We start from the raw sequence: 14,617 nt of genomic DNA, 5'->3' as shown, positions 1-14,617 counted from the left end.
ATTAAAAAAAATGCAAGTCTAAGCGTTTAGAATTGAGGTGAAATAGAGATGAAAAAAGATCCAAAGGATACCCGGGTAGTGGTTGGAATGTCCGGAGGCGTTGATTCTTCTGTTGCTGCCCTGCTTCTGAAGGAACAGGGGTACGATGTGATCGGGATTTTTATGAAAAACTGGGATGATACCGACGAGAACGGTGTTTGTACTGCCACAGAGGATTACAATGATGTCATCCGGGTATGCAACCAAATCGGAATTCCTTATTATGCAGTCAACTTTGAAAAGCAATATTGGGATAAGGTGTTTACCTACTTCCTTGAAGAATACAAGGCAGGAAGAACACCCAATCCTGATGTTATGTGCAATAAGGAAATTAAATTTAAGGCTTTTCTTGAACACGCTATGAGCCTTGGCGCAGACTACCTGGCTACTGGCCACTATGCACGCGTGGAGTTCAGGGATGGCGAATACAGAATGCTAAGAGGCCTTGATGATAATAAGGATCAAACGTATTTCCTGAATCAGTTAACACAGGATCAGCTCGAAAAAGTTATGTTTCCAATTGGCGACATTGAAAAATCAAAAGTGCGTGAACTGGCAAAGGAAGCCGGTTTGGCAACTGCAGCAAAGAAAGACAGCACGGGCATCTGCTTTATAGGTGAGCGTAACTTCAAGGAGTTCCTTGGGAATTACCTTCCAGCTCAGCCTGGGAACATGGAAACTATGGACGGAAAGGTTGTCGGCAAGCATGATGGCCTGATGTATTATACCATTGGGCAGCGACATGGACTGGGCATTGGCGGTGCAGGTGAACCATGGTTTGCAATCGGCAAAGACCTGAAGCGGAATGTCTTGTATGTTGGACAAGGCTTCCACAATGAAATGCTCTATTCAGACTCCATTATTGCTGTTAATGCCAGCTGGGTTTCCCATACAGAAGAGCCGCAGGAATTTGAATGTACGGCAAAGTTCAGATACCGCCAGGCTGATAGCAGAGTAAAGGTTCAGATTCTTGGAGATGGAAAAGTACAAGTTATTTTTGACGAGCCAATCCGAGCTGTTACCCCGGGGCAGGCAGTTGTTTTTTATAATGGAGACGAGTGTCTTGGCGGCGGAACAATTGATAAAATATTCAAAGATGGCAAACAGCTGGATTATGTGGGTTAAGAAAAGACGGGGCCCCGATTCTTACATAGAATCGGGGTTTTATTATGGGAATAGCTGTCAGCAGAAATGGAAAATTCAAATATGCTATACTTTGATTTGAATGGAGTGATGAATAATGGATAAGAACCAAATGGGTATTCAATATATGCAAGAAGGAAAATGGGAAGAAGCAGCGAAGGTTTTTATGGAAGCAATTGAAGAAAATCCCTCTGATCCTGTTTCCTATATTAATTTTGGAAATGTGCTATCAGCTGTAGGTGAAAACGAAAAAGCGCTGAAGCTTTATGAAAAAGCAATAGGGCTTGATGAAAACGCGGGTGCTGCTTATTATAGTGCGGGAACCTTATATTATGAATTGCAGCAGTTTGACGAAGCAAAAAAGATGTTTGAAACAGCTTTGAGAAAAGGCCTGGAAACCGGAGATAACTTCTTCATGCTTGGCATGTCCCTAACAGCCCTTGACCAGGGTAAACTGGCTTTGCCTTATTTGCAGCGCAGTGCGGAACTGAATGAAAATGATGCCGAAGCACATTTTCAATACGGATTATGTCTGGCGCAGCTGGATTATATTGATGAAGCAATCCAGCAGATGAAAAAGTGCATTGAAATTGAACCGGAGCATGCAGATGCCTATTACAACCTTGGAGTAGCTTATGGATTTAAAGAACAGGAAAACGAAGCACTCTCCTATTTTAATAGGGCACTGGAAATTCAGCCGGACCATATGCTTGCCGGGTATGGAAAAAAGCTGATCGAAAAAGGCGGCAGTGACTTGAGCTAAAAGTTGTATTATGGGGAGGGATAAGGAAATGGAGAAACAGGATTCCATGGATCTTTTCGCCGAACAGGGAAAGTTCATAAAAGGCAGACATCTTGTCACTATCTTTCATAATGAGCAAAACTTATATACGGTTGTACGCATTCGGGTTGATGAAACGAATGACTCATATGATGAAAAAGAAGCGGTCATTACAGGCTATCTGCCAAAGATGCATGAACATGAAACTTATATTTTCTACGGTGAATTCAAGGATCACCCTAAGTTCGGCGTCCAATTCCATGCAAGCCATTACAGGAAAGATCTTCCCCAGACCAAACAGGGTGTAGCCAATTATTTATCAAGCGAATTATTTAAAGGGATTGGAAAGAAAACCGCCGAGCAAATCGTTGAGACACTTGGAGAAGATGCGATTACACGCATTCTAAATCAGCCGTCTCTTCTCGATAAGGTCCCAAAACTGTCACCTGAAAAAGCAAAATTGCTTTACGACACGCTTATGGAACATCAGGGCCTTGAGCAAGCCATGATTGCACTAAACCAATATGGTTTTGGCCCGCAGCTTTCCATGAGAATTTATCAAGTGTATAAAGAAATGACGATTGAAGTCGTCCAAAGCAATCCTTATAGGCTGGTTGAGGATATAGAAGGAGTCGGCTTTGGCCGTGCAGATGAACTGGGATATCAAATCGGCATTTCAGGTAATCATCCTGATCGGATTAAAGCAGCCTGCCTCTACATACTTGAAATGGAAAGCATGCAGGCAGGCCATGTTTATATTGAAGCAAAACCTCTTCTGCAAAGTGTGAAAAAGCTTTTAGAAGAAAACAAGCGTGATACCATTGAATACAGGGATATTTCCAATGAACTGATTAAGCTTGAAGAGGAAGGGAAGATCATGGCTGAAGGCCAAAAGATATACCTTCCATCCCTATATTTTTCTGAAAAGGGACTTGTAACAAACATTAAACGGATCCTTAAGCAAACACAGTATGATGAACAGTTCCCGGAGTCGGAATTTCTTTTGGCCCTTGGCAATCTGGAGGAACGTTTGGGTGTTCAGTATGCCCCAACCCAAAAGGAAGCCATTCAAACAGCTCTTATGTCTCCTATGCTGATACTGACTGGCGGCCCGGGTACCGGAAAAACAACTGTTATAAAGGGAATTGTTGAATTATATGCCGAGCTGCATGGCTGCTCTCTTGAACCGAAAGACTATAAAAAGGAAGAGCCTTTTCCCTTCCTGCTGGCCGCGCCTACAGGAAGGGCTGCAAAACGGATGGCCGAGTCAACAGGGCTGCCCGCTGTAACCATTCACCGACTGCTTGGCTGGAATGGGACTGAAGGGTTTGACAGGCACGAAGAGAGCCCATTGGAAGGCAGGATTTTAATTGTTGATGAGACATCAATGGTTGATGTTTGGCTTGCTAATCAGCTTTTCAAGGCTCTCCCTGATAATATGCAGGTGATCCTTGTGGGGGACGAAGATCAGCTGCCTTCAGTGGGTCCAGGGCAGGTTTTGAAAGATCTTTTGCGTTCAGAATGTATTCCTACCGTTCGTTTAACAGATATTTACAGACAGGCTGAAGGATCCTCAATCATTGAATTGGCTCATGAAATGAAAAAAGGCAAACTTCCGGCGAACATTTCTGCACAGCAGACAGATCGTTCCTTTATCAAATGCCAGCCGGGCCAAATTGCGGATGTTGTTGAAAAGGTTGTGCTGAATGCCAAGAAGAAAGGTTATTCTTCAAAAGATATTCAGGTGCTTGCCCCTATGTACCGCGGACCTGCAGGCATTGACAGGCTAAACGAAATATTGCAGGAAATACTAAATCCAAATCCTGATGGAACGAGAAAAGAGCTGTCCTTCGGTGATGTGAAATACAGAATCGGTGATAAAGTCCTTCAGCTTGTCAATCAGCCTGAGAATAATGTGTTTAATGGGGATATGGGTGAGATTGTTTCCATTTTTTACGCAAAGGAAAATACGGAAAAACAGGATATGATTGTCGTATCCTTCGATGGTGCAGAAGCTACATACACAAGGCAGGATCTTAATCAGATCACACATGCCTACTGCTGTTCAGTTCATAAATCCCAGGGAAGTGAATTCCCTATTGTCATTTTGCCTGTTGTTAAAAGCTATTACAGGATGCTTAGAAGGAATCTTCTTTATACCGCCATTACCCGCAGCAGACAATTTTTAATACTTTGCGGTGAAGAAGATGCGTTGAAAATTGGTGTGGAACGTGCGGATGAACAGGCCCGGCTGACAACTCTCTCAGAAAAGCTTAGAGATGCAATCCCAATAAATGGAGAAACAATGCTGGAAGAGACAGCTGAATCGTCTCTGCCGGTAACCCTAACCCTCGAGGAAAAGCTTCTTCACTCCGATCCCATGATTGGAATGGGAAATATAACACCGTATGATTTTATGGAAAAAGAATATAGCTAAAAAGAACAGTCTAAATAACAGACTGTTCTTTTTGTATACCATCAGATTTCGAAGGGGGATTTTCATGGGAAAGTGGAATGAAGAAGCTGCACCAAACAACAATATGGCTTCAGAAGAGCTGGCAGCCTCCAATCTAACCTCCGGCGCTGACCTGGTTAAAGGGGATACTAAGAAAGATCAGCCAAAGGGGAATTAAATAATCCTGGCAATAGAAGTACTGTGTAGTCGTTTGATTATAAATTTATTTATAGGAGCAGTGAACATGAATAATAAAAGCAGAAGCTCTCTTCTCAATCTCCATGGTGTGAAACGGCGTAAAAAGCCGCAGAAGCCGGATTATGAATTTTCAGAGGAACTTTCGGATGGTGGAGAGCGTAATGAGCGCTTTAATAAGCCGAGATATACTGGCAAGTAAAAGGGAGAGAAAATATTTTTTGGCTCCCATGGCAAAGGTTTTTCGTCATGTTTTTTAAGGGACAGTGAAAACTAAAAATGTTCGGGAAGGCGGGATTCTCTTTGCGGACATTTTCTTTATTAAAAGGTTTGCCGGTTTTTGAATTGAAAACCGGCAATAAAGCAGGCGATATTTGTGATTTATCCATTTCAGGCAATGGTAAAGTACAGGGATTACTGCTGCGAAAGGGCGCTCTTCTGAAAAAGACATATATCATCAATATTGAGGACGTGGCATCTTTTGGCTGGGATGGAGTAATGATTGAAGATTCCTCTGTTCTGCAAGCAATTCCAAAACATGAGGATTATACATGTGAGACCCATAACCGGTTAACTGGCAAAATGATTATGAGCCAGGAAGGTGAACGGCTGGGCTTACTTGAGGATGTATACTTCAGGGAAGAATTGGGCACGATTGTAGGGTACGAACTGTCGGATGGCTTCTTTTCAGATGTGCTGGAAGGAAAACGTGTCATAAAAACCGATGACCCGCCTGCAATTGGAAAAGACGCCATAATTGTAAATGTAAAATAGTGAGGTGTCTTTTCCGTGCTGAAATGTCCAAATTGCCAGAGCAAAGATATTGGAAAAATTGGAATTAGCCAATTTTACTGCTGGAATTGCTTTATAGAACTTTCATTGTCCAAAGGGATCATTAACACCCATCAAGTAGAGGAAGATGGTACGCTTAGCTCCCTTGATGATTTATTTGAAGAAGATGAGCGCCGGTTTCTTTCGTAATTATGGACGAAAGAGGTGAGCCAGTTTGAACAAAATATTAACCTCTGCAATGATGCTTGGGGCAGGCATGGCTGCTTATAATTACGCGCAAAAGAATAATATGATATCAGGCCGAAAAATGAAACGCATGCAAAAAAGAATAACGAAAGCTTTGTTCTAAAAATAATTTTGGGGCTGGTTCTTGAAAAGGGGCCAGCTTTTTTGTGGAATGAATGCTTGAGCTCCTTTCCCATGAAAAGGCATTCGCGCTTATCTTATTACGTACAATGCATAAATCCCCACGAAGCAATCACAATAAAAACAAGGAGGCGGTCCATATTGAATATTCAAATGAAATGGTACTACCGGCTTGGATTTCTGCTTCTCTTGTTTATTGTGATTTTAGTCTTCCTAAAGCTTCAGGCATTATGGATGCCTGTTCTGGAGATATTATTAGCAGTATTCATTCCTTTTGTCATTGGAGCCTTTATTACATATCTCCTTCACCCGATTGTGGAAAAATTGAATGAAACGGGCCTTCATAGGGGTCTTGCCGTTTTTATTATTTATTTTTTATTTTTCGGGGGGATCGGACTAGCTTTATATAAAGGGATTCCGGCTTTTATTCATCAATTGCGTGATCTTTCAGAAAATGCTCCTCAATTTGCCAATCAATACCGGGAATGGATCGACCTTATTCAGAGTAAAACATCAACATGGCCTGATGGCCTGCAAACCAGGATAGATGAAGTCATTGCAGCGGTTGAGAACCGGTTAAATAATCTTTTAACGAAGGTAATCACATTTTTTCTTAATGTATTGAATTATGCGGTGATTATCGCTGTAATTCCCTTCATTTCTTTTTATCTCCTTAAAGATTTTTCGATTATGAAAAAGGCTGCCTGGTATTTGACTCCAAGGAAATGGAGAAAGGAAGGCGTTTTATTCTTAAGGGATGTAGATAAGTCCCTGGGAAGCTATATTAGAGGCCAGCTTCTGGTATGTGCAGCCATCGGGGCCATATCCTCACTGCTTTTCTGGATCTTTGATATGCGCTATCCTCTTTTACTTGGCACTATAATTGGAGTTACAAATGTAATCCCTTATTTTGGCCCAATTATAGGAGCGGTCCCGGCTGTAATCATTGCCTCTGCTTTATCAGTCAAGATGATTGTGATTACAATTGGCATCATTATAGTTCTTCAGTTTCTGGAGGGGAATGTTCTTTCACCCCTGATTGTTGGAAAAAGCCTTCATATGCATCCGCTTCTCATTATGCTGGCCTTATTGGCTGGCGGGGAAGCGGCAGGGATACTGGGCTTAATCATTGCAGTTCCGATTTTAGCTGTCATTAAAGTAAGCATTATACATGCGAAAAAACACTTTACAAAAAATAAACAGCCAAAAATCACGGGAACTCCATCATGATGTTGACAACAATAAAGATAAATCGCTATAATTCCTCTATAAAGCTATATTAAACATGTTGACGGAATAAGTATGTTATAGGCCATCTGCGTGAAATGCTGGTATTGCATTCATAAAAGAGAGGGAGTTCCCAGGCTGAAAGAACTCCCAGATGAAGGATAACAGAAAGCTAATCCCGAGTGTGCAGCTAATCACTGCCGTTTATCCGCGTTATGGATCTGAGAGATGGGAGATTAATTAATGCTGGATAAAGGTCTGGTCATTGTTTTAACCTTCCATAATCAGGGTGGTACCGCGAGCAAGTTCTCGTCCCTGTCCAGGGATGAGGGCTTTTTTTGTTGTTTTTAAAGCTATTACATAATTTTAGGAGGCTGGTTAGAATGAAACAATTATCAGGTGCTGAAATACGCCGAATGTTTTTAGACTTCTTCAAGGAGAAAGGACACGCTGTTGAACCCAGCGCTTCCCTGGTTCCGCACGAAGACCCTTCTCTGCTCTGGATTAATAGTGGTGTCGCCACTCTGAAAAAATATTTTGATGGCCGCGTCATCCCTGAGAATCCAAGGATTACAAATGCCCAAAAATCCATCCGGACAAACGATATTGAAAATGTAGGCAAAACAGCAAGGCACCATACTTTTTTTGAAATGCTGGGCAATTTTTCAATTGGTGATTATTTTAAAGAAGAAGCCATCATTTGGGCTTGGGAGTTTTTGACTGATAAAAATTGGATTGGGTTTGAAGAAGAAAAGCTATCTGTTACGATTCACCCCGAAGATGACGAAGCTTTCAAAATCTGGCGGGAAAAAGTGGGAGTTCCGGAAGAAAGAATTATACGCCTGGAAGGGAATTTCTGGGATATTGGAGAAGGCCCAAGCGGTCCAAATACAGAAATCTTCTATGATCGCGGACCTGAGTATGGAAATGACCCGGAAGATCCTGAATTATACCCCGGCGGTGAAAACGAGCGGTATTTAGAAGTTTGGAACCTTGTGTTTTCTGAATTTAACCATAATCCGGATGGCACCTATACGCCTCTTCCAAAGAAAAATATTGATACCGGGATGGGGCTTGAACGGATGGCATCTGTCGTTCAAAATGTGCCTACCAACTTTGATACAGATCTATTTATGCCAATTATCAGCGGAACAGAAGAAATCTCAGGCAAGAATTATGGAGCTTCTAAAGAAACGGATGTTGCATTTAAAGTTATTGCCGATCATATCCGCACAGTAGCATTTGCAGTGGGGGATGGTGCGCTTCCTTCCAATGAAGGACGGGGTTATGTATTGAGAAGATTGCTTCGCCGTGCAGTCAGATATGCCAAGCAAATCAATATAAATGAGCCATTCATGTATGATTTGGTGCCGGTAGTAGGGGAAATAATGCATGACTTCTATCCGGAAGTAAAAGAAAAAACAGAATTTATCCAAAAGGTCATCAAAAACGAAGAAGAACGTTTCCATGAAACACTTCATGAAGGTCTTGCCATCCTGTCTTCTGTTATTAAGAAAGAAAAGGAAAAAGGCAGTGTTACGATTCAGGGGGCAGATGTCTTCCGACTTTATGACACGTATGGATTCCCGGTAGAATTAACTGAAGAATATGCGGAAGAAGAAGGTATGAAGGTGGATCATGCCGGATTTGAAAAGGAAATGGAAGGACAGCGCGAGCGTGCACGTTCAGCTCGTCAGGATGTAGATTCCATGCAGGTCCAAGGCGGCGTATTAGGTGAGCTTAAAACTGAAAGCGAATTTGTTGGGTATGATAAGCTTCAGACAGAAGCTAAAGTAGCAGCCATCGTAAAAGACGGGCAGTTAATTAATGAAGCCCATGCTGGTGAAGAAGTCCAGCTGATTCTGAATGAAACACCATTTTACGCAGAGAGCGGCGGACAAATTGCGGACCAGGGAACTCTTGAAGCAGAGGGTTTAAAAGTTTCAATTAAGGATGTTCAAAAAGCGCCAAATGGACAAAACCTTCATAGAGCTGTCGTTGAAGAAGGAACGCTGAAGGCTGAAGCATCTGTACTGGCTTCTGTAAATGAGCAAATCCGTTCTAAGGTAATCAAGAATCACACTGCAACTCACTTGCTTCATCAGGCTTTAAAAGATGTACTGGGAAGCCATGTCAACCAGGCCGGATCCCTGGTAGGCCCTGATCGCCTTCGCTTTGACATCTCTCATTTCGGGCAAATTACCTCTGAAGAACTTGAGAAGATTGAGGCTATTGTCAACAAACAAATATGGCAAAGCCTTGATGTTGATATCAATTTCAAAGATATTGACGAGGCAAAGGCAATGGGGGCTATGGCACTATTTGGTGAGAAATATGGCAAGATTGTCCGTGTTGTTCAGGTTGGGGATTACAGTCTTGAGCTTTGCGGCGGGTGCCATGTTCCGAACACTTCTTCTATCGGATTGTTTAAGATTCAATCGGAAAGCGGAATTGGGGCTGGAACACGCAGAATTGAAGCTGTAACAGGCGAGGCTGCATATAAGCTGATGAATGACCAGATTCATGTTCTAAAAGAAGCCTCAGGCAAATTAAAAACCAATCCAAAAGATTTGTCTGCAAGAATTGATGTGCTGCTTGGAGAAATGAAGCAGCTCCAGCGCGAAAACGAATCTTTAGCTGCAAAATTGGGCAATATTGAAGCAGGGAGCCTGGTATCAAAGGCAAAAGAAGTCAACGGCGTTACTGTTCTTGCTGAAAAGGTTCAGGCGTCAGACATGAATAATCTGCGCAATATGGCCGACGATTTAAAACAAAAACTTGGATCTGCAGTTGTGGTATTAGGCAGTGTAAATGAGGGTAAAGTGAATATTATAGCAGGGGTAACAGATGATCTGATCAAAAAAGGCTACCATGCGGGCAAAGCGGTCAAAGAAGTCGCTGCAAAATGCGGTGGCGGCGGTGGCGGCCGTCCGGATATGGCCCAGGCTGGCGGAAAAGACCCGGAAAAACTTGAAAGTGCTCTGCAATTTGTGGAAGAATGGGTTAAATCCGTTTGATATCCCTGAAAAGTAGTGTAAAATGAAGGTAACCAAGAGAGATTGTTCATCATCAGGAAGAAACAGCTTGTTCTTCACCATGTTTTCCTGTCAGGAACAAGATCATTTATTGATCGCTCTGTTTATTCAGGCGGCAGGCCAAACCGTTATGAAGAGCTGGATAAGCTGGCTGTTTACCGGATTTCAGGTCCGGCACATATAAGCTATCCTCATCCTTCATTCAGAAAAGCGAGGTGTAAGATATGAGCTCATTTGATAAAACAATGAGGTTCAATTTTCCTGAAGAACCAATCGAACAAGATGTGAATGAAGTTCTTTTTCAAGTTTATGGGGCCCTCCAGGAAAAAGGGTATAACCCTATTAACCAAATTGTCGGTTACCTGCTGTCCGGGGATCCAGCTTACATTCCCCGCCATAAGGATGCCCGCAATATCATCCGTAAACTTGAACGGGATGAGATCATCGAAGAATTGGTTAAATCATACTTAAAACAGCAGCGTGAGGGGTAAACATGCGGACTATGGGACTGGATGTCGGCTCTAAGACAGTCGGCGTCGCTCTGAGCGATGCGCTTGGATGGACAGCGCAGGGCTTGGAAACCATCAAAATCAACGAGGAAGAAAAAGAGTTTGGTTTTGAAAGAATTAGTGAAATAATAAAAGAGCATGAAGTCAGTAAAATTGTTGTCGGCTTGCCTAAAAATATGAATGGAACCATTGGCCCCCGCGGTGAAGCAAGCCAGTTTTATGCTTCGGAGCTGGAAAAGCTATTTGGTCTTCCGGTCGTATTATGGGACGAGCGTCTCTCTACAATGGCAGCTGAAAGAGTTTTGCTTGAAGCGGATGTCAGCCGCAAGAAACGGAAAAAGGTCATTGATAAAATGGCAGCCGTCATGATTTTACAAGGCTTTTTAAATAGCCAAATTTAATGAGGTGAACAGAAATGAACCATGGAGATAACAACATTACTGTAATTGACGAGGAAGGCAACGAGCAGCTTTGTGAAGTATTGTTCACGTTTGATTCCGAAGAATTCGGCAAGTCATATGTCCTGTACTACCCAGTGGGAGCAGATGAAAATGATGATGAAGAAATTGAAATTCATGCATCTGCATTCAGCCCAAGCGAAGACAGCAAGGACGGCGAACTGCAGCCAATCGAAACAGAAGAGGAATGGGATTTAATTGAAGAAATGCTTAACACATTCCTTGATGAGCAAGAAGATTAATAAAACTGGCCCCCGGGCCAGTTTTTTATTTTTCTCCCCGATTTCTGATATAGGTTCAAAAGGCCTAAAATCATTAAAACCAAAAGTGATAATCGTTGAAATTATTGGCGTTTCTTTTTGGTTTTTGTAATATCCTGCGACTTCCAAAAGAAAATATAGTATAATAAGCCGAGATGTATCAGGAAACAAAAATGATGATGCGAAGTTATACTTAGGCTTGTTGGCAAGCAAGCAAACTGGTTAATTTACTGGATAACATCATGCTATTAGCCTGTCTTTTGCAAAAGAAGCCAACGTCTTTGGAACGGAGGGGATATGTGATGTCGGCAGACGATAAAAAAGGAAAAAAAGAAATAATACGCGAAAAAATGATTGAGCGCCAAGGGGAAGCGAAAGTAGTCCGGAAAATTGTCATGATAGTTGCAATCATATTATTAATCTCAGCTGCTGCAGTAATTGGCGGCGGATATTTTTATATTAATTCAGCTTTAAAGCCTGTTGATCCCGACAATGATAAGCCAAAGAAAGTAGAAATACCAATCGGTTCATCTGTTACAGGAATCGGCACTGTTCTTGAAGAAAATGGAATTGTCAGGGATGCGCGTGTCTTTAAATATTATGTGAAATTTAAAAATGAAGCTGGATTCATGGCAGGAGAATATGAATTGAAGCCTTCCATGAACATGAAAGAAATCCTGGATAGCTTGAAAACAGGTAAGGTTATGGAAGAAATGGCTTTTAAGATCACCATTCCGGAGGGAAAACAGCTTGAGCAAATCTCAGGAATTATTGCCGAAAAGACTGATAAAAAACCTGAAGACGTTTTGAAGAAACTCAATGATAAGGCTTTTATAGAGTCTTTAATGGCAGAATATCCTGAATTGCTGACAAAGGAAATCCTTGCAGAGAATATTAAGTATCCTCTTGAAGGATACTTATTCCCGGCAACCTATCCTTTTTACAAAGAAGATCCGACTATAGAGGAAATTGTCAAAGTTATGCTCGATAAAACGGCATCAGTTATTAAAGAGTATAGAGGCGACATGGAGCAGAGGGAATACACCCCGCACAAATTATTGACAATGGCATCGCTCATAGAGGAAGAAGCAACAGCGAAAGTAGACCGTGATCAGATTGCGAGTGTTTTCTACAATCGGATAGACACAGGAATGCCGCTGCAGACAGATCCAACTGTCCTGTATGCGCATGGAGAACATAAATCAAGGGTCCTATATAAAGACTTGGAGATTGACTCGCCATACAACACATATAAGTATCCTGGTTTGACGCCCGGACCAATCGCAAATGCAGGCGTTTCATCAATTGAAGCAGCATTGGTGCCGGCAGAGACAGAATACCTGTACTTCCTGGCAACATCTACAGGAGAAGTGCTTTTCTCAAAAACTCTGGATGAGCATAACCAAAAGAAAGCACAGCATATTACAAATAATTAGTCAGCAAAAAGGGGAATGTGCGATATAGCATTCCCCTTTTAATTATGGTAAAATAGATCAGGTGTTTTAATACAAGCTTTGCGATAGCGTAAATCACGGACAAGCATGGATACAGGCTAACTCAAGCCGGAATGCCAAACAGTGCATTTTCACATCCTATCTGTGAACGCTATTTTTTCATGTCTAAATAGAATAGCGGATAGGGACGACAAGATTAAGATGATTCCTGTAAGAAGGCATATTTTCTTCTGGAGGGAAACGGCTTAGACAGGAGCGTCCTGAGAGCCGCAGCTGGACAATAAAATTCCGTCTGATCGAGGTGATGCCAGCTTGATGAACGATAAGCTGCATGCATATATAGAGGAAATAATACCTGAAAGACCCCATCTGCTGAGCAAAATGGAGCAATACGCCAAAGAACATAATGTTCCGATCATGGAACTGGCAGGAATCGAGGCGATGCTTCAGCTTTTGCGCATCCAAAAGCCGAAAAGAATTTTAGAAGTAGGTACGGCAATTGGCTATTCTGCACTCAGAATGGCATTCGCAGTTCCTGAAGCGAAAATTGTTACAATTGAACGCGATGCGGAACGGTACCAGCTTGCCGAGCAATATATAGATGAAGCCCAAAAAAAGGAGCAAATCTTCATCATAAAGGGAGATGCACTGGAAGTTGAGGAGGACGTCAAAAAACACGGACCCTATGATGCAATTTTTATAGATGCAGCAAAGGGACAATATCAGCGGTTTTTTGAAATATATTCCCGCTGCCTCTCTAATGACGGTGTAATCATTACAGATAATGTCCTTTTTAAAGGACTTGTGTGTGAATCTGATATAGAAAATAAACGTATCCGGAATCTGGTTAAAAAAATTGATGCGTTTAATAAATGGTTAATGAGTCATCCTGAATATCACACAGTTATTTTGCCTGTTGGGGATGGCGTGGCAATTAGTAAAAAGAGGTGAAAATAATGAAAAAACCTGAACTGTTAGTAACACCCACAAGAGTTGAAGATATCGAGCAGCTTGTGTCGGCTGGTGCAGATGCCTTTGTTGTAGGTGAACAGCGTTATGGACTGAGGCTTGCAGGAGAATTCACAAGGGAAGATGTGAAAAAAGCGGTGGAAATTGCCCAAAAGCATGGAAAAAAAGTGTTTGTGGCGATGAATGCTTTATTTCATAATGATAAAGTGCCTGAGCTTGAGGACTACATCAGTTTCTTAGAAGAAATAAATGCTGATGCTGTTATCTTCGGGGATCCTGCTGTATTAATGGCAGCCCGTTCCGCGGCCCCTGACATGAAGCTCCATTGGAATACCGAAACGACTGCAACAAACTGGTATACATGCAATTACTGGGGCAGAAAGGGTGCTAAACGCGCTGTTCTGGCAAGAGAGATTAATATGGATGCCATCATCGAAATAAAAGAAAATGCTGAAGTGGAAATTGAAGTGCAGGTTCATGGCATGACTGCAATGTTCCAGTCAAAGCGTTCCCTGCTTGGCAATTATTATGAGTACCAGGGAAAAGCCCTTGAAGTTGAAAACCGCAAACAGGAAAAGAATATGTTCCTTCACGATAAGGAACGGGAAAATAAATACCCGATCTTCGAAGATGAAAATGGCACTCATATCATGAGCCCTAATGACATCTGCATTATAGATGAACTGCAGGAGATGATTGAAGCAGGCGTTGATTCATTTAAAATTGATGGAGTATTAAAAAGCCCGGACTATATTATCGAAGTCACTAAACTCTACAGAAAAGCTATTGATCTATGTGTCGAAGACCCGGAACAATATGATGATATAAAAGATGGCCTTCTCGCTGAAATTGAAGAAATTCAGCCGGCGAACCGAAAGCTGGATACTGGGTTCTTCTTTAAAGAAACCGTCTACTGATGATTATATTATAAAGA

The 14,617-nt window shown here is 42.0% G+C and carries 17 protein-coding genes; all 17 read left to right on the top strand.

All coding sequences use genetic code 11. The annotated features are described in order from the left end of the window. Positions 1-48 precede the first annotated feature (48 nt). The 17 genes from mnmA (at position 49) to JI665_RS09035 (ending at position 14,600) form a co-directional block, all read left to right on the top strand. Positions 49-1,164, top strand: a complete 1,116-nt coding sequence (gene mnmA / locus JI665_RS09110; RefSeq protein ID WP_206838881.1) for a tRNA 2-thiouridine(34) synthase MnmA — start codon at positions 49-51, stop codon at positions 1,162-1,164. A 115-nt stretch (positions 1,165-1,279) separates the two neighbouring features. Next, positions 1,280-1,945: a tetratricopeptide repeat protein gene (locus JI665_RS09105; RefSeq protein WP_206838880.1), complete on the top strand. Its 666-nt coding sequence runs from the start codon at positions 1,280-1,282 to the stop codon at positions 1,943-1,945. A 28-nt stretch (positions 1,946-1,973) separates the two neighbouring features. Next, positions 1,974-4,400, top strand: coding sequence for an ATP-dependent RecD-like DNA helicase (locus JI665_RS09100; protein WP_206838879.1), 2,427 nt, complete (start codon positions 1,974-1,976; stop codon positions 4,398-4,400). Between the two features lie 64 nt (positions 4,401-4,464). Beyond that, positions 4,465-4,596 (top strand): hypothetical protein, encoded by a 132-nt coding sequence (locus tag JI665_RS28920; RefSeq protein ID WP_280516075.1) that lies wholly within the window; start codon positions 4,465-4,467, stop codon positions 4,594-4,596. A 66-nt stretch (positions 4,597-4,662) separates the two neighbouring features. After that, complete coding sequence (locus tag JI665_RS09095; RefSeq protein ID WP_206838878.1) at positions 4,663-4,815, top strand: hypothetical protein; 153 nt, start codon at positions 4,663-4,665, stop codon at positions 4,813-4,815. A gap of 101 nt (positions 4,816-4,916) precedes the next feature. Then, entirely contained in the window at positions 4,917-5,387 is a 471-nt protein-coding gene (locus JI665_RS09090) for a PRC-barrel domain-containing protein (RefSeq protein ID WP_206838876.1), read from the top strand. A gap of 15 nt (positions 5,388-5,402) precedes the next feature. Further along, the gene (locus JI665_RS09085) at positions 5,403-5,594 is read left to right on the top strand and encodes a hypothetical protein (protein WP_206838875.1); all 192 of its coding nucleotides are present in this window, start codon (positions 5,403-5,405) and stop codon (positions 5,592-5,594) included. A gap of 25 nt (positions 5,595-5,619) precedes the next feature. Beyond that, the gene (locus JI665_RS09080) at positions 5,620-5,754 is read left to right on the top strand and encodes a YrzQ family protein (RefSeq protein ID WP_206838874.1); all 135 of its coding nucleotides are present in this window, start codon (positions 5,620-5,622) and stop codon (positions 5,752-5,754) included. A 158-nt stretch (positions 5,755-5,912) separates the two neighbouring features. Then, complete coding sequence (locus JI665_RS09075; protein ID WP_206838873.1) at positions 5,913-7,001, top strand: AI-2E family transporter; 1,089 nt, start codon at positions 5,913-5,915, stop codon at positions 6,999-7,001. Between the two features lie 380 nt (positions 7,002-7,381). Next, entirely contained in the window at positions 7,382-10,015 is a 2,634-nt protein-coding gene (gene alaS, locus JI665_RS09070) for an alanine--tRNA ligase (protein ID WP_206838872.1), read from the top strand. A gap of 42 nt (positions 10,016-10,057) precedes the next feature. Then, complete coding sequence (locus tag JI665_RS09065; protein WP_206838871.1) at positions 10,058-10,261, top strand: hypothetical protein; 204 nt, start codon at positions 10,058-10,060, stop codon at positions 10,259-10,261. Continuing rightward, the gene (locus JI665_RS09060) at positions 10,258-10,524 is read left to right on the top strand and encodes an IreB family regulatory phosphoprotein (protein ID WP_009333061.1); all 267 of its coding nucleotides are present in this window, start codon (positions 10,258-10,260) and stop codon (positions 10,522-10,524) included. Before JI665_RS09065 ends, JI665_RS09060 begins: the two co-directional genes overlap by 4 nt. 2 nt (positions 10,525-10,526) lie before the next feature. Beyond that, positions 10,527-10,943, top strand: coding sequence for a Holliday junction resolvase RuvX (gene ruvX / locus JI665_RS09055; RefSeq protein WP_206838870.1), 417 nt, complete (start codon positions 10,527-10,529; stop codon positions 10,941-10,943). A 14-nt stretch (positions 10,944-10,957) separates the two neighbouring features. Next, positions 10,958-11,242 carry a DUF1292 domain-containing protein gene (locus JI665_RS09050; RefSeq protein WP_009333059.1) on the top strand — a complete coding sequence of 95 codons (285 nt, stop codon included), beginning with the start codon at positions 10,958-10,960 and terminating at the stop codon, positions 11,240-11,242. A gap of 320 nt (positions 11,243-11,562) precedes the next feature. Continuing rightward, positions 11,563-12,696: an endolytic transglycosylase MltG gene (mltG, locus tag JI665_RS09045; protein WP_206838869.1), complete on the top strand. Its 1,134-nt coding sequence runs from the start codon at positions 11,563-11,565 to the stop codon at positions 12,694-12,696. A 333-nt stretch (positions 12,697-13,029) separates the two neighbouring features. Next, positions 13,030-13,665, top strand: a complete 636-nt coding sequence (locus tag JI665_RS09040) for an O-methyltransferase (RefSeq protein ID WP_244671142.1) — start codon at positions 13,030-13,032, stop codon at positions 13,663-13,665. A 5-nt stretch (positions 13,666-13,670) separates the two neighbouring features. After that, positions 13,671-14,600 carry a peptidase U32 family protein gene (locus tag JI665_RS09035; RefSeq protein ID WP_206838866.1) on the top strand — a complete coding sequence of 310 codons (930 nt, stop codon included), beginning with the start codon at positions 13,671-13,673 and terminating at the stop codon, positions 14,598-14,600. Positions 14,601-14,617 lie beyond the last annotated feature (17 nt).

This window comes from Bacillus sp. NTK034 (genome assembly GCF_017303275.1).
Lineage (GTDB): Bacteria > Bacillota > Bacilli > Bacillales > Cytobacillaceae > Cytobacillus.
The sequence above is the reverse complement of the archived record's forward strand: the minus strand, read 5'-3'. Positions and strand labels throughout refer to the sequence as shown.

Bases quoted from the DNA above. Each gene is read 5' to 3' on its own strand.
- mnmA (WP_206838881.1), top strand. From the start codon at position 49: ATGAAAAAAGATCCAAAGGATACCCGGGTAGTGGTTGGAATGTCCGGA.
- JI665_RS09105 (WP_206838880.1), top strand. From the start codon at position 1,280: ATGGATAAGAACCAAATGGGTATTCAATATATGCAAGAAGGAAAATGG.
- JI665_RS09100 (WP_206838879.1), top strand. From the start codon at position 1,974: ATGGAGAAACAGGATTCCATGGATCTTTTCGCCGAACAGGGAAAGTTC.
- JI665_RS28920 (WP_280516075.1), top strand. From the start codon at position 4,465: ATGGGAAAGTGGAATGAAGAAGCTGCACCAAACAACAATATGGCTTCA.
- JI665_RS09095 (WP_206838878.1), top strand. From the start codon at position 4,663: ATGAATAATAAAAGCAGAAGCTCTCTTCTCAATCTCCATGGTGTGAAA.
- alaS (WP_206838872.1), top strand. From the start codon at position 7,382: ATGAAACAATTATCAGGTGCTGAAATACGCCGAATGTTTTTAGACTTC.
- JI665_RS09060 (WP_009333061.1), top strand. From the start codon at position 10,258: ATGAGCTCATTTGATAAAACAATGAGGTTCAATTTTCCTGAAGAACCA.
- ruvX (WP_206838870.1), top strand. From the start codon at position 10,527: ATGCGGACTATGGGACTGGATGTCGGCTCTAAGACAGTCGGCGTCGCT.
- JI665_RS09050 (WP_009333059.1), top strand. From the start codon at position 10,958: ATGAACCATGGAGATAACAACATTACTGTAATTGACGAGGAAGGCAAC.
- mltG (WP_206838869.1), top strand. From the start codon at position 11,563: ATGTCGGCAGACGATAAAAAAGGAAAAAAAGAAATAATACGCGAAAAA.
- JI665_RS09040 (WP_244671142.1), top strand. From the start codon at position 13,030: ATGAACGATAAGCTGCATGCATATATAGAGGAAATAATACCTGAAAGA.
- JI665_RS09035 (WP_206838866.1), top strand. From the start codon at position 13,671: ATGAAAAAACCTGAACTGTTAGTAACACCCACAAGAGTTGAAGATATC.